This window comes from uncultured Microbacterium sp. (genome assembly GCF_937927635.1).
Classification (GTDB): Bacteria; Actinomycetota; Actinomycetes; order Actinomycetales; family Microbacteriaceae; genus Microbacterium.
In genome coordinates this window covers 51,718-70,467 of the sequence record NZ_CALBRW010000037.1, presented here as the reverse complement: position 1 = coordinate 70,467, position 18,750 = coordinate 51,718, and the positions used below count along the sequence as shown (strand labels likewise).

General features: G+C 70.1%; 20 protein-coding genes. 12 read left to right on the top strand and 8 right to left on the bottom strand.

Annotated elements, in window-relative coordinates; all coding sequences use genetic code 11:
- The first annotated feature begins 49 nt into the window (after positions 1 to 49).
- The 5 genes from Q0568_RS14905 (at position 50) to Q0568_RS14885 (ending at position 5,307) form a co-directional block, all read left to right on the top strand.
- Positions 50 to 1,072 (top strand): endonuclease/exonuclease/phosphatase family protein, encoded by a 1,023-nt coding sequence (locus tag Q0568_RS14905; protein ID WP_298867902.1) that lies wholly within the window; start codon positions 50 to 52, stop codon positions 1,070 to 1,072.
- Between the two features lie 160 nt (positions 1,073 to 1,232).
- A complete protein-coding gene (locus Q0568_RS14900) occupies positions 1,233 to 2,732 on the top strand; it encodes a S8 family serine peptidase (protein WP_298867900.1) in 1,500 nt (499 codons plus the stop codon).
- Positions 2,733 to 2,813: 81 nt separating this feature from the next.
- Entirely contained in the window at positions 2,814 to 4,247 is a 1,434-nt protein-coding gene (locus Q0568_RS14895) for an aminopeptidase P family protein (protein ID WP_298867897.1), read from the top strand.
- A gap of 2 nt (positions 4,248 to 4,249) precedes the next feature.
- Complete coding sequence (locus tag Q0568_RS14890) at positions 4,250 to 4,408, top strand: hypothetical protein (protein ID WP_298867895.1); 159 nt, start codon at positions 4,250 to 4,252, stop codon at positions 4,406 to 4,408.
- Positions 4,409 to 4,410: 2 nt separating this feature from the next.
- On the top strand, positions 4,411 to 5,307 hold the full coding sequence (locus Q0568_RS14885) for a phosphotransferase (RefSeq protein ID WP_298867893.1): 897 nt from the start codon (positions 4,411 to 4,413) through the stop codon (positions 5,305 to 5,307).
- 133 nt (positions 5,308 to 5,440) lie between these two features.
- Here Q0568_RS14885 and Q0568_RS14880 read toward each other — a convergent pair whose 3' ends face one another.
- Positions 5,441 to 6,037 carry an HAD family phosphatase gene (locus Q0568_RS14880; RefSeq protein WP_298867891.1) on the bottom strand — a complete coding sequence of 199 codons (597 nt, stop codon included), beginning with the start codon at positions 6,035 to 6,037 and terminating at the stop codon, positions 5,441 to 5,443.
- A 155-nt stretch (positions 6,038 to 6,192) separates the two neighbouring features.
- Here Q0568_RS14880 and Q0568_RS14875 point away from each other — a divergent pair, with 155 nt between their 5' ends.
- Complete coding sequence (locus Q0568_RS14875) at positions 6,193 to 7,677, top strand: HNH endonuclease signature motif containing protein (protein WP_298867889.1); 1,485 nt, start codon at positions 6,193 to 6,195, stop codon at positions 7,675 to 7,677.
- Positions 7,678 to 8,023: 346 nt separating this feature from the next.
- The gene (locus Q0568_RS14870) at positions 8,024 to 8,713 is read left to right on the top strand and encodes a YdcF family protein (protein WP_298867887.1); all 690 of its coding nucleotides are present in this window, start codon (positions 8,024 to 8,026) and stop codon (positions 8,711 to 8,713) included.
- A 13-nt stretch (positions 8,714 to 8,726) separates the two neighbouring features.
- On the opposite strand, the gene Q0568_RS14865 is transcribed toward Q0568_RS14870, so the two are convergent.
- Genes Q0568_RS14865 through Q0568_RS17225 form a run of 3 tightly spaced genes read right to left on the bottom strand, consistent with a single transcriptional unit; the run spans position 8,727 to position 10,704 of the window.
- Complete coding sequence (locus tag Q0568_RS14865) at positions 8,727 to 9,395, bottom strand: alpha/beta family hydrolase (protein WP_298867885.1); 669 nt, start codon at positions 9,393 to 9,395, stop codon at positions 8,727 to 8,729.
- Entirely contained in the window at positions 9,392 to 9,802 is a 411-nt protein-coding gene (locus Q0568_RS14860) for a hypothetical protein (RefSeq protein ID WP_298867883.1), read from the bottom strand. Before Q0568_RS14860 ends, Q0568_RS14865 begins: the two co-directional genes overlap by 4 nt.
- Positions 9,799 to 10,704 carry a general stress protein gene (locus Q0568_RS17225; protein WP_366941417.1) on the bottom strand — a complete coding sequence of 302 codons (906 nt, stop codon included), beginning with the start codon at positions 10,702 to 10,704 and terminating at the stop codon, positions 9,799 to 9,801. The genes Q0568_RS14860 and Q0568_RS17225 overlap by 4 nt, the downstream gene beginning before the upstream one ends.
- Positions 10,705 to 10,781: 77 nt before the next feature.
- Here Q0568_RS17225 and Q0568_RS14850 point away from each other — a divergent pair, with 77 nt between their 5' ends.
- From Q0568_RS14850 to Q0568_RS14840, 3 genes are read left to right on the top strand one after another with little or no spacing between them, the layout of a single operon-like run.
- Entirely contained in the window at positions 10,782 to 12,044 is a 1,263-nt protein-coding gene (locus tag Q0568_RS14850) for a CBS domain-containing protein (protein ID WP_298867881.1), read from the top strand.
- Positions 12,044 to 12,553, top strand: coding sequence for a DUF1003 domain-containing protein (locus tag Q0568_RS14845; protein ID WP_298867948.1), 510 nt, complete (start codon positions 12,044 to 12,046; stop codon positions 12,551 to 12,553). The genes Q0568_RS14850 and Q0568_RS14845 overlap by 1 nt, the downstream gene beginning before the upstream one ends.
- Positions 12,550 to 13,689: an Mrp/NBP35 family ATP-binding protein gene (locus Q0568_RS14840; RefSeq protein WP_298867879.1), complete on the top strand. Its 1,140-nt coding sequence runs from the start codon at positions 12,550 to 12,552 to the stop codon at positions 13,687 to 13,689. Before Q0568_RS14845 ends, Q0568_RS14840 begins: the two co-directional genes overlap by 4 nt.
- A 51-nt stretch (positions 13,690 to 13,740) precedes the next feature.
- Here Q0568_RS14840 and Q0568_RS14835 read toward each other — a convergent pair whose 3' ends face one another.
- Positions 13,741 to 14,148, bottom strand: coding sequence for a twin-arginine translocase TatA/TatE family subunit (locus Q0568_RS14835; RefSeq protein ID WP_298867877.1), 408 nt, complete (start codon positions 14,146 to 14,148; stop codon positions 13,741 to 13,743).
- A gap of 85 nt (positions 14,149 to 14,233) precedes the next feature.
- Between Q0568_RS14835 and Q0568_RS14830 the strand changes: the two genes are divergently transcribed.
- Positions 14,234 to 14,866 carry a class I SAM-dependent methyltransferase gene (locus Q0568_RS14830; protein WP_298867873.1) on the top strand — a complete coding sequence of 211 codons (633 nt, stop codon included), beginning with the start codon at positions 14,234 to 14,236 and terminating at the stop codon, positions 14,864 to 14,866.
- 100 nt (positions 14,867 to 14,966) lie between these two features.
- Here the strand turns inward: Q0568_RS14830 and Q0568_RS14825 are convergent, their stop codons facing one another.
- From Q0568_RS14825 to dapE, 3 genes are all read right to left on the bottom strand, one after another.
- Positions 14,967 to 15,140 carry a DUF3117 domain-containing protein gene (locus tag Q0568_RS14825; RefSeq protein WP_298867871.1) on the bottom strand — a complete coding sequence of 58 codons (174 nt, stop codon included), beginning with the start codon at positions 15,138 to 15,140 and terminating at the stop codon, positions 14,967 to 14,969.
- A gap of 113 nt (positions 15,141 to 15,253) precedes the next feature.
- A complete protein-coding gene (locus Q0568_RS14820; RefSeq protein ID WP_298867869.1) occupies positions 15,254 to 16,468 on the bottom strand; it encodes a hypothetical protein in 1,215 nt (404 codons plus the stop codon).
- Positions 16,450 to 17,523, bottom strand: a complete 1,074-nt coding sequence (gene dapE / locus Q0568_RS14815) for a succinyl-diaminopimelate desuccinylase (protein ID WP_298867868.1) — start codon at positions 17,521 to 17,523, stop codon at positions 16,450 to 16,452. The genes Q0568_RS14820 and dapE overlap by 19 nt, the downstream gene beginning before the upstream one ends.
- Before the next feature lie 67 nt (positions 17,524 to 17,590).
- Here dapE and dapD point away from each other — a divergent pair, with 67 nt between their 5' ends.
- A complete protein-coding gene (dapD, locus tag Q0568_RS14810) occupies positions 17,591 to 18,526 on the top strand; it encodes a 2,3,4,5-tetrahydropyridine-2,6-dicarboxylate N-succinyltransferase (protein WP_298867866.1) in 936 nt (311 codons plus the stop codon).
- The last annotated feature ends 224 nt before the right edge of the window (positions 18,527 to 18,750 follow it).

The following is an 18,750-nucleotide window of genomic DNA, read 5'->3' as shown; positions in this document are numbered from 1 at the left end:
AGCGTACCGCCAGGGGCATCACAGCATCCCTCCCCTAGGCTCTCAGGCGATGCTACGTCTGCTCGGAGTCCTCTTCACGGTGCTGTTCGCGATCGCGACGGCGATCCTGGTGTGGCCGCAGTTCTTCCAGCTCGAGAACACGTTCCCCCTCGCGCAGATCATCGCCTCGAGGGCACTGGTCATCGGCGTCCTGCTGGTGGTCGCGGTGCTGGCGCTGCTGCTGATGCTGGCGCGGCCGCTGCGCGGCTTCGCCGCCTCTCTGCTGATCGTCGCGCTGGTCGGCGCGGGTGCCACCGGCGTGATCGGCAGCATGCGCGGCACGGGCGGCGGCTCGCTGCCGGCGAAGACGGATGCCGCGCTGCGGGTGCTCACGTGGAACACCAACGGCGCCTCGGTGTCCGCCGAGAAGATCGCGCAGGTCATCGAGGAGCAGCAGGTGGACATCGTCTCGCTGCCGGAGACCTCCGAGAAGGTCGGCGAGCAGATCGCGCTGATGATGCGCACGGCCGGCAACCCGATGTGGGTGCACAACGTCAACATCCGCCCCGACGTCTCCAACGGGCCGCAGGCGTGGCAGACGACGATCCTCATCTCGGCGAAGCTGGGCGACTACTCCGTCATCGCCTCCTCCCGCGACGGCTCCAGCAACACCGGCTCCGTGCCCAGCGTCGTGGCGATGCCCGTGGACGGCTCCGGTCCCACACTGGTGGCCGTGCACGCGATCGCGCCGCGCGAGAACGCCATGAGCCGCTGGAGGTCGGATCTGGCGTGGATCGCGAACCAGTGCCCGGCGGGGGACTTCATCCTCGCCGGCGATTTCAACGCGACCCTCGACCACATGGCGTCCTTCGGCAGCGACGGCGGCACGATGGGCCGCTGCCATGATGTCGCCAGCACCACCGGCAACGGCATGGTCGGCACCTGGCCCGCCAGCATCCCGGCTCTCGCCGGCGCCCCGATCGACCACATCATGGCCAGCGCGAACTGGAAGGCGACCGGATCGCTCGTCATCGACGACGCGGCGGGATCCGATCACCGCGCGTTGGTGGCTCAGCTGGAGCCGGCGCACTGAGATCCGGTCCGCCCGCCGGGGTTCAGCGCACCTGCTGATATTCCTGAACACCAGGATATGAAAACCATTGAATCCGCCGTGAGCGCACGGTAGACATGCAAGGGTGGGCCACACGCCCTCCCGGCAGAGCGCCGGTCTTCCGAAGATGAAAGGCCGTCTCATGAAATCCCTCACCCGATCGCGCTCCCTGCGCTGTCTGATCGGCACCGCCGCCGCACTGGGGCTCGTCCTCACCACAGGACTCGGCGCATCCGCTGCGACATCGGACACCTCCACTCCCGTGCCCGTCAACCCGCCCGACGGCACGGTCATGAGCTACGTGGTCAACACCGGCCAGGCGAATCCCGGCCAGACACGCAAGGCCGAGGCCGCGGTCGTCGCCGCAGGCGGTGTGGTGGTGCAGAGCTGGCCGGAGATCGGCGTCGTCGTCGCGCAGTCCGACCGCGCCGCGTTCCGCACGAACGTGAAGATCGCGGGCAAGAACGTGGTCGCCTCCGTCGGTGCCACGCGCACCGCCGAGGTGAAGGACAGGGCGACCGGTCCTGGCGTGCCCTGGGGTCCCGGCTCCTCGGATTGGAACAAGGGCAAGAACAAGCCGGTCAACGGCGATGAGCCCTCCACGCCGATTCCGGGGTCGGGCACCGAGCAGTACAGCTCGCTGCAGTGGGACATGACCATGATCCACTCCCCTGAGGCCAACCTGGTCACCGACGGCAGCCGCAACGTGCTGGTGGGTGTGCTGGACTCGGGCATCGACCCGACGCACGTCGATCTCGCCGCCAACATCGACGTCGCCGACTCCGTCAACTGCACCGCGGCCGGTCGTCCCGACCAGTCCGAGGGCGGCTGGTACCCCACCACCTCCGACCACGGCACGCACGTCGCCGGCACGATCGCCGCGGCCCGCAACGGCGTCGGAGTCGTCGGCGTCGCGCCCAACGTGCGACTGGCGTCGGTGAAGGTGGTCAACGACGACGGGTTCATCTACCCCGAGTACGCGATCTGCGGCTTCATGTGGGCCGCGCAGCGCGGGATGGACGTCACGAACAACAGCTATTACATCGACCCCTTCGAGTTCTGGTGCGGCGACCAGCCCGACCAGGCCGCCGTCAAGGAGGCCGTCACGCGGGCCGTGAAATGGTCGGTGAAGAAGGGCGTCGTCAGTGCCGCCGCGGCCGGCAACTCCGGACTGGACCTCACGACCAACACGGTCGACGAGGGCAGCCCGAACGATGCCGACGAACCCACGGCGCGCACGATCAACGAGACCTGCAAGGATCTTCCCGCCCAGATCGACGGCGTGGTGACCGTGTCGTCGCTGACGCAGGAGGGGTCGCTGTCGTACTTCTCCAACCGCGGCCTCGGTCAGATCGACGTGGCGGCTCCCGGCTCCCGCATCGCCTCGACGGTCCCCGGCGGCTGGGCGTACAAGAGCGGAACGTCGATGGCGTCGCCGCACGTCGCGGGCGTGCTGGCGCTGATGAAGTCCGCGCACCCCGACCTGACCCCGGCGCAGATGGTGCAGAAGCTGCAGGCCGACGCCACGGAGACGGCGTGCTCGCCGGCGCAGTACGACGAGGGTCCCACCTGCGTGGGCACGACCGAGCTGAACAGCTACTACGGCTACGGCATCGTGAACGCGCTGAAGGCCGTGCAGTGATCTGATTCCAGCACGAGAGTCGGACCCGGGTCGCCTCGAGCGGCCCGGGTCCTTTCGCGCGAGGGATGGAAGAATGGTCACATGACCAGCGCAGAGAACGACACCGTCGTCGAGACCCCGACGAACGTGACCGAAGACGCCAAGAGCGCCCGCAAGCAGCCCTTCCCGCAGGGCTTCCTCGACACCATCTCCACCGGCTGGGCCGAGCGGCCCGAGTCGCTGCCGGCACCGCGCGCCCAGGCATCCTTCGCCGCAGCACGCCGGGAGGCCGTGTCGAAGGCATTCCCCGGCAAGCGGCTCGTCGTGCCCGCCGGGTCGTTCAAGCAGCGCAGCAACGACACCGACTACCCCTTCCGCGCGCACTCCGCCTTCCTGCACCTCACCGGCTGGGAGAACGACGCCGAACCCGACTCCGTGCTCGTGTTCGAGCCCCGCTCTTCGGATGCGGGGGACGCCGGTCACGACGTGACCCTGTACTTCCGCGAGCGCGCGGACCGCACCACCAGCGAGTTCTACTCGGATGCCACGATCGGCGAATTCTGGATCGGCCCGCGGCCCTCGCTGGCGGGCGTCGCCGCTGACCTCGCGGTGCAGACCGCGCACATCGACTCGTTCGTCGCCGGCGCCGACGACCTGACCGTCGACGAGGATGCGGAGCTCACCCGCTTCGTCTCAGAGCTGCGCCTGGTGAAGGACGAATTCGAGATCGCCGAGATGCGCCGTGCGGTGGCGGTCACGGCATCCGGATTCGACGATGTCATCCGCGACTTCGACCGCGCGATCGAGCACTCCCGTGGCGAGCGCATCGTGGAGGGCGTCTTCCACCAGCGTGCCCGCAGCGACGGCAACTGGGAGGGCTACGACACCATCGCGGCGTCCGGCCCGCACGCCTGCTACCTGCACTGGACCCGCAACGACGGCGCCGTGGTGCCGGGCGATCTGATCCTGATCGACGCCGGTGTGGAGGTCGACAGCCAGTACACGGCCGACATCACGCGCACCCTGCCCGTGAACGGCACGTTCTCCGACGTGCAGCGTCGCGTGTACGAGGCCGTGCTGGAGGCCGCGGATGCCGCATTCGCCGCCGCGAAGCCCGGCGTGAAGTTCCGCACCGTGCACGAGACGGCCATGGCCGTGATCGCCAAGCGCACCGCCGAGTGGGGGCTGCTGCCGGTCACCGCCGAGGAGGCGCTGGATGCTGACAAGGGCGGCCAGCAGCGCCGCTACATGGTGCACGGCACGTCGCATCACCTGGGCATCGATGTGCACGACTGCGCGCAGGCGCGTCGCGAGATGTACTACGACGGCGTGCTGGAGCCGGGCATGGTCTTCACCATCGAACCGGGCCTGTACTTCCAGATCGACGACCTGACCGTTCCGGAGGAGCTCCGAGGCATCGGCGTGCGCATCGAGGACGACATCCTGATGACCGCAGACGGTGCCGTGAACCTGTCCGCCGACATCTCGCGCACGGTCGCGGACGTCGAGGCGTGGATCGCACGGCTGAAGCGCTGACCATGGCCATCGGCTTCGCAGGCGCGCACCTGCTCATCATCCTGTTCATCTGGCTCGTGACGATCGCGGCCGTCGGAGCCGCGCTGTACTTCGTCGTGAGGCTGGCCGTGCTGCATGCGATGAAGGCCCATACGCGCTGGGTGGACCAGGGCAAGCGCTAGACGTGACAGAGCGGATGCACGACGGGCAGCTGGTCGTCGACGAGGAACTCGCGGGTGAGCTGATCGCCCGCGAGTTCCCTGCGTTGGCGGGGCTGCCTGTCGTGTCGGTCTCGGGCGCCGGAACCGTGAACGCGATCTTCCGAATCGGGGATGCGGTCGCCGCGAGGTTTCCGCTTGAGGAGACGTCTGATGCCGATCTGGCTTCTGAGGCGCTCCGGCTTGCGGAGTTCGCGGCGGCGTCTCCGTTCTCAGCGCCGGAACCGCTCGGGATCGGAACAGGCGATGAGCGGCACCCCTCCGCATGGGCGCTGCAGAGCTGGGTGCCGGGCGAGGTGGCGGATCCGTTCTCGCTGGCCTCAGCAGCGGCGTTCGCGGAGGACCTCGGCGCGCTGATCATCGCGCTGCGCGCGGTGCCCGTGGGACCGCGTGCCTTCGACGGCCGTGGACGCGGCGGAGTGCTCGCCGATCACGACGAGTGGATGTCGCACTGCATCGCGCAGGGTGCGGGGATCGTCGACGTGGCAGGGGTGTCGCAGGCGTGGGCTTCACTGCGCGTGATTCCTACGGCCGGCCCGCATGTGATGAGTCACCGGGATCTGACACCGTTGAACCTGCTCGTGGACGGCGGTCGTCTGACCGGGGTGCTGGACGGCGGCGACTTCGGTCCGGCAGATCGATCGCTGGACCTGGTGTGCGCGTGGCACCTGCTCTCTGCCGGGCCGCGCCGCATGCTGCGCGAGATCGTCGGCGCGTCCGATGACGAGTGGCGGCGAGGTGCCGCCTGGGCGCTGCAGCAGGCCATGGGACTGGTCTGGTACTACGAGACCTCGAACCCGGTGATGGCCGAGCTGGGCCGCAGCACCGTCGAGCGCGTGCTGGGCGACCCCGACGTGATCTGAGGCGACGCCTCCACGCGGCGCACGTCATGGCGAGGGGCGGAACGACGGTCGGGGAGCCGGATATCCTGCATCCGGCTCCCCCGCATTCGTGCATCACCGTGGCGCACGTGTCGGCGCGGATCGCGCCACCGGCTCAGCTGCCGAGGCGGACGCCCGCAGCGCGCAGTGCCGCGCGAAGGCCACCGATGCCGGTGAAGTGGTGCGTGCGGATGCCGAGGACCTCGGCGCCGCCGAGCTTGGGGACCGAATCATCGGTGAAGAAGACCTCTTCCGCGGCGAACGCCAGGGCGTCCAGCACATGCCGGAACAGCCTCGGATCAGGCTTGGCGATACCGATCTCCGCCGAGTTGAAGACGGCGTCGACGTGCGCGTCGATCCCGGATTCGTGCAGTTCGGCAGGGATCGTGTCGGTTCCGTTGGTGAGGATGGCGGTGCGGATGCCCGCGGCGCGCAGCTCATCGCTGAGAGTCAGCATCCCGGCATCCGGCGTCGACGGAATCCTGCCCCACTCCTGCGCCGCGTGCGGATCGCCCAGCCGCTCCCCTACGGCGCGGACCCAGTCGGCACGGCTGGTGCGGCCGGTGATGACGGGTTCCAGCAGCGCCGGCAGGAAGGCCATCACCTGGATACTGCGGCTCGCCAGTCCATGCCGCACCTCGATCTCCTCAGCGCGAGTCGAGTCGAAATGGCGCAGCACGCCATCGAGGTCGAAGACGACGGCACGGATCATGGGTTCATCGTGACATCCCGGTCGAGCATCGGCGCGTGCATCACCGTGGTGCACCAGCCCGCGGCTCCAGTTTCGTTATGCGTTCGTGATCTTCCCGATACCCCCCGGATCCGTATCTTTGTTCCAATGTCGGTGGCCCTCTCCAGACTGGAGTCATGGCATTCTTCACCGACATCGAGCGTCAGGTCGCTGTTCTGCGCGGCCTGTTCGGTGGCGATGTCGAGGCGTGCGATCTGTCCTCGCGAATGGCGGGCCTGGGTGGGAACGAGCTGGTGGATGCGGTGACCGCGGCGGCCGAGCTCGCGCGCGCCGCCGAGCGGGTCAGCATCGTCGGTGCGGGTATCACAGCCTCCCGCTCCGCACGCAGCACGGGGCAGGACGGGCTCGCGCAGTCACGGGGGCACCGCACGCCTGCCGCTCTCGTGCAGGATCTTGCGGGCATCAGCCATGCCGAAGCGCAGAGGCAGGTGCGGCTGGGCTTGGCGCTGCTGGAAGCGGATGCGACGGATGCCGTGGATGCGGACGGCACGCCGGATGCCGGTGATGCTCGCGACAGTGTCGCGCCCGTGCCTCCCGAGGTGCGTCCGCCGTGGCACGGAAAGCTGTCGGAGGCGATGATCCAGGGGCGGATCTCGGCCACCCAGCAGGACACCATCCTCCGCGCCCTGGGCCATCCGACCGAGGATGACGCCGGCACGCACGCCGCGTGGCAGGCGGCCGCCGAGCACCTGATCGAGGAGTCCGCGCAGCGCACGGTCGAGGAACTGCGCATCCAGGCCCGCGCGATCCGCGACCAGCTGGATCCCGCCGGCGCGGAGCGCAGATACGCCGAGCGGTACGAGCGACGCTCGTTCCGGATCTGGACGGACGCTGACGGAATCGAGCGCGGCCGCATCGACTTCGAAGACGACGGAGCCGCGTGGATCCACGCCATCCGAGACGCGGCATTGCGCCCTCGGCGCGGCGGCCCACGGTTCGTCGACTCCGCCGAGGCGGTGCAGGCGAAGGACCTCGCCGACGATCCTCGTACGAACGACCAGCTCAGCTACGACCTGCTCATCGACGTGCTCCGCGCCGGTGCGCTCGCCGACGCGGAGTCCGTGTTCGGCACCCGACAGGCGGGCGTCCGCATCGTGCAGGTCATGGATGCGTCGGGCTCCGCCGTGAGCACCCGCACCGAGGACTACGGCTTGTCCCTGCCTCTCGCCGCGGCTCAGCAGCGCGTCTGCGAGACCGGTTCGGTGACCGTCACCGTCGATCCGTTCGGCAATCCGCTGAACCTGGGTCGCGAGAGCCGGGTATTCACCCCACGGCAGCGCGTGGCGCTGTCCATTCGTGACGGCGGATGCCGCTGGAAAGGCTGCGAACGGCCTGCGTCCTACTGCGAGGCGCATCATGTCGACGAGTGGCACGCGGATCACGGCCGAACCGACATAGACCGTGGCATCCTGCTGTGCCGACACCATCACATGCAGCTGCACCATTCCGGGTGGCGCATCACCCGTGCGGGGAAGGAGGACTTCGTGCTGCACCCGCCCGACGGCAGACCTCCCACGGTGCTGAAGCCCCGCGCCGCCCTCATCGCGGCGTGGGCGGGTGTCGACCCACCGCCGAAGCGATTCCGACCGCAGGTCGCCTGACCACGGCGGGTCCGGCGCGGCTGGACTGGGCATGGCTGGCCTCGACACGGCTGGCTGAGCACTGCTGACCTGAACCCGCCGACCTGAACCCGCCGACCTGAACCCGCCGACCTGAACCGGCTGGCTGAGCACTGCCGGTCCGAACCGGATGGTCCGAACCGGCTGATCTGAACCAGCTGGCCTGGACCGGCCGGCTGAGCATTGGTGGCCCGAACCGGACGACCTGAACCGACCGACCTGAACCGGCTGGCTGAGCACGGCTGGCTGAGCATTGCCGGCCCGAACACGGCTGACCTGAGCACAGCCCACGGGAACACGTCCTGCTGCGCCGGGCTATCGTGGCAACGTGTCCATCCGCCGGTGTCTCGCCATCGCTGCCCTGGCATCGTCCGCGAGCCTCGTCGCCCTGTGGGCCTGGGCCGAGGAGGTCGACCGACGGGCCAGCACCCGTTGGCTCGGCGCCGCCGCACAGCGAACCAGCACGCGCAGGTCGCAGGCCGGATGCAACGGAGCAGAGTCCCGCCACATCCACGCCGTGATCGTGCTCGGCTACGGGAACACCGGCGAGCGCGCCAACCTCGTCAACCGCTTCCGCGTGCGCGCCGGCATCCGCTCCCTCGCCCCGCACGCCGACAACCTCCTGATCCTCTGCGGCGGCCCCGTCCACAGCAGCACGTCCGAAGCGATCATCATGCAGCGCTTTGCGCGAGACGAGCTCGGATTCCCGGGCGAGATCGCCCTCGACACGACCAGCCGCTCCACCTGGGAGAACATCGCGCACGCGATCCCGCTCATCGAGCACGCCGACACCATCAGCATCGTCTCCAACGCGCCGCATGCCGAGATCGGCCGCCAGATCCTCTGGCACCAGCGGCCAGACCTCGCCCAGCGACTGGTCCGCGGCGCCGAGCACCGCCTCGGCGAATCCCCTGTGCTCAAGATCCTCGGATCGCTGCGCGCCGCACACGCCAAACGCACCGGCGACTGGGCGAGAAGCACCCGTGATCGTCGCGCCCGCTCGGCGACAGAGACCTGACCCTGGTTCTCTTCTACAACCGTTCGGCGAGCCCCGCGAAGAACTCCGCCACCACCGGCGCCACCGACCCGCCCACCTCATCGGCAGGGCGCTTGCGCCCCTTCACCTCGAAGGAGTGCCCGCCGCCCTCGACCCACGCGATCCGGGCATCCTGACACGACGCGACCGCCTCCTCCAGCTGCGAGAGCGGCTGCACGAAGGGATCCACCGTCCCCTCCACGAACAGCTGCGGCGGACGCACAGCCGGCAGATGATCCACACGCGACTTCTCCGGCTTCCCCGGCGGATGCAGCGGATACCCGAGGTACGCCAGGCCATCCACCTCCAGTCCCTCGGCCACTGCCATCGACGCCATCCGACCGCCGTACGACTTGCCGCACGCGAACACAGGCATCCCCGGCTCCGCAGCGCGCAGCGCAGCGATCACCGCGCGCCAGGTCAGCATCGCGTGCGCGGCGGGCCCCGGCATCCGCCTGCCCGCCTCGGAGTACGGGAAGTTGAAGCGCACCGCCGCGAACCCGGCATTCGCCATCGCATTCGCGAAGCCCACCAGGAAGGGATGATCCATCGCGGCGCCCGCGCCATGCGCGATCGCGACCACGCCCGCCGAACCGCCTGAGGGCCGCGACCAGGCGGTCGTCACCGATACAGCACCGGCGGGCAGCGGCACCTCGATCTTCATGCCGCATCCCGCATGAACGGCAGCCGCACAACCTCACCACGGCGAGCGCGCATCGTCCCCACCACGACGACCATCACGTGCACCACGCACACGAGGAAGTACAGCCCGATCGGGATGCCCAGCGGCAGGAAACCCGGCGCGCCCGTCGCGTGCGTGATCAGCCGGACGATGCCGATCACCAGCTGCGCCACCAGCAGCCCCGTGGACACCACCAGGAAGGTCAGTCCCCACCGGCGAGCCGCGGCGGCGTTGACCTTCGCCAGCTCACCCTGCTTCGACAGCGTGCCGTAGGCCGCGATCATCGCGCCGCCGGACGCCAGCGCGCCCAGCATCGGAACGGGGATGAGGATCAGCAGGCCCAGCGCCCACGCCGAGACGCCCGTCGCCTCACGCCCGGGCGACGTCATCGCGACTCGGATGCCCCGGAGTCGCCATCGTGCGAATCCGATGCGTCGCCGTCATCCGTCGTCTGCTCCGGCGACGGACCCTCGGAGGCCGACGGCGCGGCCTGCTGGGAGGGCGCGGCCTGCTCGGGCGCAGGCTCGGACACCGGCTCACCGGCATCCGCTGAGTCCGGAGACGCCTTGGACGCCGCCGCGGTCCCGGGAGCAGTCGGCGCCGCAGACGCGGGCTGCCCCGACGTCGATTCACCGGCATCCGTCGCGGTCGAGTCATCGGCATCCGTCACTGCCGGCCCGGGTGCAGCAGGAGGAGCAGGAGCGGGAGGCGCAGGAGCGGGCGCCGGCGGCGCAGGAGCAGGCTCCGGGGCCGTGCCCGGCGCGGGGATCCGCTCACCGAACTGCGGCGGCTTGCTCAGGTCCACGGTCGGCCGCGGCGCGGCGACGCGCTCCGAGCCCAGCACCTGCCGGGCCTTCGCCAGCGACCCCGTCTGCACGCGCACCTCGTAGTGATCCGCCAGCATCTGCGTCATGGATGCGAAATCGCGCCGCCTGCGCACGATCGAGTACGTCACCAGGCTCATGATCATCCCCAGCGCGACGCCGACCAGGATGAATCCGAGGAACAGCGAGATCTCGGCCTTCGGGTTGCCGAACAGCATGATGGCCGAGAGCACCAGCCCGATCAGCACGCCGTTCACGGCGCCCGAGCGCGCGGCGGCGGCATAGCCGAGCCGGCCGGTCACCCGCTCGACGGTGCGCACCCCCTGACCGACGATCGCGATGTCCCGCGCGGGGACATCACCCTCGATCAGCTTCGACACGGTCTTCTGAGCGACTTCGTAGTCGTGCGAGGACGCGACCATCTCACCGAGATCGTTGGCGCGGGCCGGGCGATTCATCATGCTCATCGCCCCATTGTCCCATCCGCCTCCCAGCAGGAGTCTCCGAGGGTCGTCACGCCGGTGCGCCGACTACGCTGGATGCTGTGAGCACACAACGGGTTTTCGTCGCGCGCCTGGCCGGCTGCGCCGTGTTCGACCCCGTGGGCGACCGGCTCGGCAAGGTCCGGGACGTCGTCATCGTGTACCGAAAAACCGCCGCTCCTCGCGTGATCGGCCTGGTCGTGGAGATCCCCGGTCGCCGACACGTGTTCCTGTCCATCGGGCGCGTCAACTCGATCCGCGCCGGACAGGTCATCAGCACGGGCCTGATCAACGTGCGCCGCTTCCAGCCGCGTCCCGGCGAGGTGCGCGTGCTGGCCGAGTACCTCGGCAGGAAGGTGAGTCTGACCGACGGCAGCGGCACCGCCGTCGTCGAGGACGCCGCCATCGAGCAGGACCGGCACGGCGAATGGGCCGTCACGCAGCTCTTCCTGCGCAAGGCGAAGACCAGCGCCTCCCCCTTCGCGAAGGGCCCCACGACATTCGCCGCATGGAACGAGGTCGCCGAGCAGCAGCGCCCCGGCGAGGCGCAGTCCGCCGAACAGCTGGTCGCCACCTACTCCGAGCTGCACGCGGCCGACCTGGCCACAACGCTGTTGGACCTTCCCGAGCAGCGCCTGATCGAGGTCGCGGAGGAGCTTCCCGACGAGCGGCTGGCCGACGCGCTGGAGGAGATGCCCGAGGACGACCAGGTCGGCATCCTGGACCGCCTGGGCGACGAGCGCGCCGCCGACGTGCTCGACGAGATGGAACCGGACGACGCGGCCGACCTGCTCGCACAGCTCCCGCCGGAGCGCCTCGAGCAGCTGCTGGCGCTCATGGAGCCGGAGGAGGCGGAGGACGTCCGCACCCTGCTGCGCTACGGCCCCGACACCGCCGGCGGCCTGATGACCACCGAGCCCATCATCCTCTCCGCCGATGCCACGGTCGCCGAAGCGCTCGCCCTCATCCGCCGGCACGAGCTGCATCCGGCCCTCGCCGCCGCGGTGTTCGTCACGCTGCCACCCTTCGAGACGCCCACCGGACGCCTGCTGGGCGTCGTGCACTTCCAGCGGATGCTGCGCTACCCGCCGCACGAGCGACTGGGGGCCATCCTGGACGACAACATCGAGCCGGTCTCGGTCACGGCATCCGCCACCGAGGTGGCCCGCCTGCTGGCCAGCTACGACCTCGTCTCGCTGCCGGTGGTGGACTCCACGCACCGCCTCGTCGGCGCGATCAGCGTCGACGACGTGCTGGACTACCTGCTGCCTGACGACTGGCGCACGCACGACTCCGACGAGAACGAGACGAGCGGAGCACGATGATGGCTCGCAGCGCGCGCCTGGACACCCCCCGCGCCGGCACCAGCGCCGCCCGCCCGCAGGCGCCTTCGCGCGACCGGTTCGGCAGGTTCACGGAGTGGGTGGCCCGGGCGATGGGCACTCCCGCCTTCCTGGTCATCCTCACCCTGTTCTGCGTGCTCTGGATCAGCTGGAACACCGTCATGCCGCATGCCCTGCGCTTCGATGACGCCGCCCTCGGCTTCACCGCCCTGACGCTGATGCTCTCGCTGCAGGCGTCGTACGCGGCTCCGCTGATCCTGCTCGCGCAGAACCGTCAGGACGACCGCGACCGCGTGCAGATCGAGCAGGACCGGCAGCGCGCCGAGCGCAACCTGGCCGACACCGAGTACCTGGCGCGTGAGATCGTCGCGCTGCGTCTGGCCCTCGAGGAGCGCAACGAGAAGCTCGTCACCCGCGAGGTGCTGCGCCAGGAGCTGAAGTCGATGCTCGCCGAGCTCGAACCGGAGCCGGCCGAGGAGAACCCGTCATGACCACCGCAGATCAGGTCCGGGCAGCGGTCTCCGCGGTCACGGACCCCGAGCTCCGCCGTCCCATCGGCGACATGGACATGGTGCGCACCATCTCCGTCGACGGCACGCACGCCGACGTCGCCATCGTGCTCACGATCGTGGGATGCCCGATGGCGCGCCGCATCGAGCAGGACGTGCGGGATGCCGCGGCCGCCGTCCCCGGCATCACCGACGTCGACGTGCAGGTGGGCGTGATGACGCCGTTCGAGCGCCGGGCCCTCACCGAGAAGCTGCGCGACGGACACCCCGCCAGGGAGATCCCGTTCACCAAGGACTCGCTCACCCGCGTCATCCTCGTCACCAGCGGCAAGGGCGGCGTGGGCAAGTCCACCGTCACCGCGAATCTCGCCGCCGCCCTCGCCCACGAGGGCCTGCGGGTGGGGCTGGTGGATGCCGACGTGCACGGCTTCTCGATCCCGGGGCTCCTCGGCATCGCGCCAGGAACGCAGCCCACGCGCATCGACGACATGATGCTGCCGCCGGTCGCCCACGATGTGAAGGCCATCTCGATCGGGATGTTCCTGCGCGACGGCGAGGCGATGGTGGCGTGGCGCGGCCCCATGCTGCACCGCACCGTGAAGCAGTTCCTCACCGACGTGTTCTTCGGCGACCTGGACGTGCTGCTCATCGACATGCCGCCGGGCACGGGCGACATCGCCATCACGATCGGGCAGCTGCTGCCGCACGCCGAGGTGCTCGTGGTCACCACGCCGCAGCGCGCTGCGTCGGAGGTGGCCATCCGCAGCGGACTGGTCGCCCGCCGCACCGGGCAGCACGTGATGGGCGTCGTCGAGAACATGGCGCCCTACACCTTGCCGGACGGCACCGTCATCGACCTGTTCGGCACCGGCGGCGGCGGCGAGGTGTCCGCGGCGCTCAGCGCGCCCGGCGACCAGGGCGCGCCCGCCGAGGAGGTTCCGCTGCTGGCATCCATCCCGCTCAGCCCTGCGCTGCGCGTGGGCGGGGATGCCGGGGTGCCGGTGGTGCTGGACCACCCGGAGGACGCCGCGGCCCAGGCCATCATCGAGCTCGCCCGCACCATCGCGCAGCGCGGACGCGACCTGGCCGGCCGTTCACTGCCGATGCGGCTGCTCTGACCGCCGAAGTCGACGGATCAGGTCTGCGCCGGCGGATCAGGTCGGGGCGGATCAGGTGGCCTCGGCGTCGAACGGCGGCGGCGTGGCGCGGGTGAAGAACTCGCGCGTCCGGGGTGCACGGCTCGGCGCGGCCGACTCGACGACCGGGTCGGCCGCGAACGGGTTCGAGGTCGCGGGAGCGCTCGGTGCACTGTCGAACGACGGCTCCTCGAACAGCGCATCGCGGATGATGCGGCGCGGGTCGTACTGGCGGGGATCCAGCTTGCGCCAGTCGACCTCGTCGATCTCCGGGCCCAGCTCGTCCTTCATCTTGTCCTTGGTGTCGCGCAGGTACTCCCCCGCGCGGCGGACGAACTTGGAGAACGCCTCAGCGGCCTTCGGCAGACGCTCGGGGCCGATGATGAGCACCGCGACAAGGCCGATCAGCAGCAGCTTGTCGAATGTGAGGCCGAACTCCATCCCCTCAGGCTACCCGCCGCGCCTGCCAGCGGCATGCACCGCGGGCGCTTACGCTGTCTATGACCCGATTCGTCTGGAGAACCCCATGAGCGAACACGACGCGAACGCCCGATTCGCCCGCGAGACGACCGTCGAACCCGCAGCCATCTCCCGCGCCCGCACACACGCACTCGAACTCGGCGCTGCGCCGATCAGCCCGGTCGTCGGCGCCGAGTACGCGGTGCTGGCGGCGAGCGTCGCAGCCCGATCCATCGTCGAGATCGGCACCGGCGCCGGAGTCTCCGGCCTGTGGCTGCTGCGCGGCGCCCCGCAGGCGGTGCTGACCACCATCGACAACGAGCCCGAGCACCTGGCGGCGGCCAGGCAGGCCTTCGCCGACGCGAAGATCCCCGCCGCGAGGGCCCGGTTCATCACCGGGCGAGCGTCGGACGTGCTGCCGCGCATGAACGAGGCGTCCTACGACATCGTGCTCGTCGACGCCGACCCCGAGAACGTCATCGAGTACGTCGAGCACGGTCTGCGCCTGGCGCGACCGGGCGGGCTGGTGCTCGTGCCGCGGGTGCTGGCCGGCGGCCGCGTGGCCGACCCCGTGCAGCGCGATGCCGTCACCAGCGCGTACCGCTCGCTGGTGCAGGAGACCCAGGAGTCGCCGGCGGTGCTCGCGGCGCTCTCCACGACCGGAGAGGGCCTGCTGCAGCTCTCGCGCATCTCGGCCTGAGCCCGGCGCAGAGTCCCAAGCGGCGCTGCCCACGGGCAGCGCCCGAAGACACGAGAAGGGGCGGTGGTCAACCCACCGCCCCTTCTGCTGTGCTCTCCGGTCAGACCGCTGCCACGACGGCGCCAAGCACGTCGTGGAGCTCCTTGGCCTCTGCATCGTTCACGGAGACGACCAGACGGCCGCCGCCTTCGAGCGGAACTCGCACGATGATGAGACGCCCCTCCTTCACGGCCTCCATCGGTCCGTCGCCAGTCCTCGGCTTCATCGCTGCCATCGCGGCATCCTTTCGCTCGGTGGTATGCACCAAGTTTATCGTCAGCATGCGCCGGGGACATGCCACCCGCAACAATCGCCGGTCAGACGGCCTGTGCGCACTCTCTGATCCGGCTATGGAACCTGGTAGAACGTGGTCGCCAGGCCGTACATCGACAGGATCCACAGCCATTGCGCGAGCAGGCAGAGCGCCAGCATCCCCCACCGGAACCGGCGCGATCGCCGCACCGCCAGCGCACCCCACAGCGGCGTCAGCGGCATGAGCAGCCGCAGCGTCGAGGACTGCGGGAAGAACACCGCCAGCAGGTACAGCAGGTAGCTCGCGCTCCACAGCCGGATGTCGGAGCCGAGCCTGCGCACCGACGCCGATCGCAGCAGCAGCGCCGCGGCTCCCGCCACCAGCAGCATCAGCACCACCCAGCCGGTCCAGCCGGGCATCCCCCACTGCCCTGCCCAGAACTCCGCCCCGCGCACGAACCCCTCGAACGGGAGGAACTCGGAGCTCGGATCGAGCAGCCAGTTGCGACGCCACGCGAGCTCGGTCTTCAGGTACGCCGACGGATCGCCCGTGACGACGCCCGCGATCACCTGCCAGGCGAAGCCGACGACCACCGACAGAGCGCCCAGCGCGATGATGTGCACGACGTGCCGCGCCGGCAGCGGCTCGTGATCGCGACGAACCCACCGCAGGATTCCGTGCAGCCCCAGGAACAGCGCGAAGGCGAGGATGCCGGGGCGTGTGAAGCCCATCACCGGCAGCACCGCGTACAGCCAGGCGTAGCGGCGCCGCGCCACCAGATCCAGGGCCAGCACCAGCAGGAGAACGAACAGCGCCTCGGCGTAGCCCACCTGGAACATCGCCGACGTGGGACCCGATGCGAAGAACGCCACCGCCCACATCGCCGCCGAGGCGCCGATCCGCGGGCGCAGCAGCCGGTGCAGCACCAGGCTCGCCAGGAAGCCCGCGACCAGCGACACCAGCACGGCGCCCGCCGCCCAGTCGCCGAGACCCGCGATGTCCGCCGCCCACGGGTACACCGGCATGAACGCCCAGGCGTTCTCGGCGATGTCGCCGGCATCCGTCAGCGGCAGCGTGTGCGGATAGCCGTTCACGGCCACCCACCAGTACCACTGCGCATCCCAGCCCAGCACGTAGTCGCGCAGGCCCGGTGCGATCCCGAACCGCGAGACCGAGGTCGAGAAGCCGGATGCCAGCAGCAGGAAGCCGGTCGTCACCAGCCGGGCCGCCACGTAGATCACCGCGATGCGGCCGATCACGGGCAGCCGCGCCCAACCGCGCAGCGCCCGACTCAGGCGCCGGTCAGCCACGCGCGCAGCCCGCGTTCGACAGCCTCGATCTGCGCCAGCGGGACCCGCTCCTCATCGTGGTGCGCGAGGTGCGGATCGCCGGGGCCGTAGTTGACGGCGGGGACGCCCATCGCCGAGAACCGCGCCACGTCGGTCCAGCCGTACTTGGCGTGCGCCTGCCCGCCGACCGCGGCGAGGAAGCGCTGCGCGATGGGTGCGTCGAGCCCCGGGCGCGCACCGGCGGCGGCATCCGTGATCTCCACCTCGAAACCCTCGAACGCGGCGCGCACGTGCGCCTCGGCATCCGCCACGCTCTTGCTGGGCGCGAAGCGGTAGTTCACCTCGACCTCGCAGAGGTCGGGGATGACGTTTCCCGCCACACCGCCTCGGATGCTGACCGCGTTGAGGCCCTCGCGGTAGCCGAGGCCCTCCACGGTGATCTCACGGGCACGGTACTCGGCCAGGCGGGTCAGGATGGGGGCCGCACCGTGGATGGCGTTCTCGCCGACCCAGGAGCGGGCGCTGTGCGCGCGGACGCCGCGTGTGCGAACGACGGCGCGCATGGTGCCGTTGCAGCCGCCCTCCACCCTGCCGTCGGAGGGTTCGCCGAGGATGGCGAAGTCGGCGGCGAACAGGTCGGGGCGATCCTTCGCCAGCAGGAACAGGCCGTTGCGCGCCTCGTCGACCTCCTCGTTGTCGTACCACATCCACGTGATGTCGGCCTCGGGTGCGGTGAGCTCGGCGGCCAGCTTCAGCTGCACGGCCACGCCGGCCTTCATGTCGACGGTGCCGCGGCCCCAGAGGTGCCAGGCGCCGTCGATCTGCACAGTGCGGGTGGGTACGTTGTCGTTGATCGGCACGGTGTCGATGTGCCCGGCGATCACGACCCGCTGCGGCAGGCCCAGGCTCGTCCGCGCGACGACGGTGTTGCCGTGCCGCGACACCTCCAGATGCGGGTAGGCGCGCATGCTCTGCTCGATCTCATCGGCCAGCGGTCCCTCCGTGCCCGAGACGCTGGGGATGTCGCAGATAGCGCGAGTGATGTCAGCGGCGGACGCAGTCAGATCGAGCACCATATCCTCCACACTAAACCGTGCGTCACACGCACAGTGCGCATGAGACCTGCCGCGCTACCGTTGCTGCATGAGCACTGCGCGCACCGCCTGGGGCACCGGCCTCCGCACGATCGCATCCGATGGCACCGTCCTGGATGCCTGGTTCCCCGCGCTGGGGCCCGGCGAGCTGCCCGAGAGTGCTGTCGCTCCCGATGGTGAAGGCCCCGATGAGCGCCGCGCCGTGGTCGTGGAGCAGGTCGCACTGAGCATCGACCTGGATGCGGCGGTCGCCTCGACCGAGGACGCCTATCTGCGCCTGCATGCGCTCTCGCACCTGCTGGTGCGCCCCAACGAGGTCAACCTGGACGGCATCTTCGCCCATCTCTCGATCGTGGCGTGGACAAACGCCGGCCCGATGCTGCCCGCCGACGCGGCGCGGCTGCGCCCGCAGCTGCAGCGGCACGGCATCCAGGTGCAGGGACTGGACAAGTTCCCCCGCCTCACCGACTACGTGCAGCCCGCCGGCGTGCGCATCGCGGATGCCTCGCGCGTGCGCCTGGGCGCGCACCTCTCGCCCGGCACCACGGTGATGCACGAGGGCTTCGTGAATTACAACGCCGGCACGCTGGGCGCCTCGATGGTCGAGGGCCGCGTGTCGCAGGGCGTCGTGGTCGGCGACGGCAGCGACGTCGGCGGCGGAGCATCCATCATGGGCACGCTCTCCGGCGGCGGTACGCAGCGCGTCTCGATCGGCGCGCGCACGCTGCTGGGTGCGAACTCCGGCGTGGGGATCTCGCTCGGCGACGACTGCATCGTCGAGGCCGGCCTGTACCTGACCGCCGGCACCAAGGTCGTGCTGGTCGACCGGCCGAAGGACGCCGACGGCCGCCGTCCTGCGGTGAAGGCCGTGACCCTGTCCGGCCGCGACGGACTGCTGTTCTGGCGCAACTCCGTCACCGGCGCCATCGAGGCCAGGCAGCGCGCAGGCCAGGGCGTCACCCTCAACAAGGCCCTGCACGCCTAGCATCCGCCCTCATCCTCTTCGCCGAGACCCCGCCCTACCGCCGACACCCCGGCCTCTGGGCGTCTGCGGGCCGGGGTGTGGGCGACACGACGGGGTGTCGGCGTACGTCCAGGGACGAGGTTGGCGGGCTGTTAGGGTTGATGCGACGCTCCTCGCGAAGCGAGACGTCTGCGTCGTCGACACACTTCCGCCCCGGCATCCGGTCCGCGGTCACATCTCGAGCG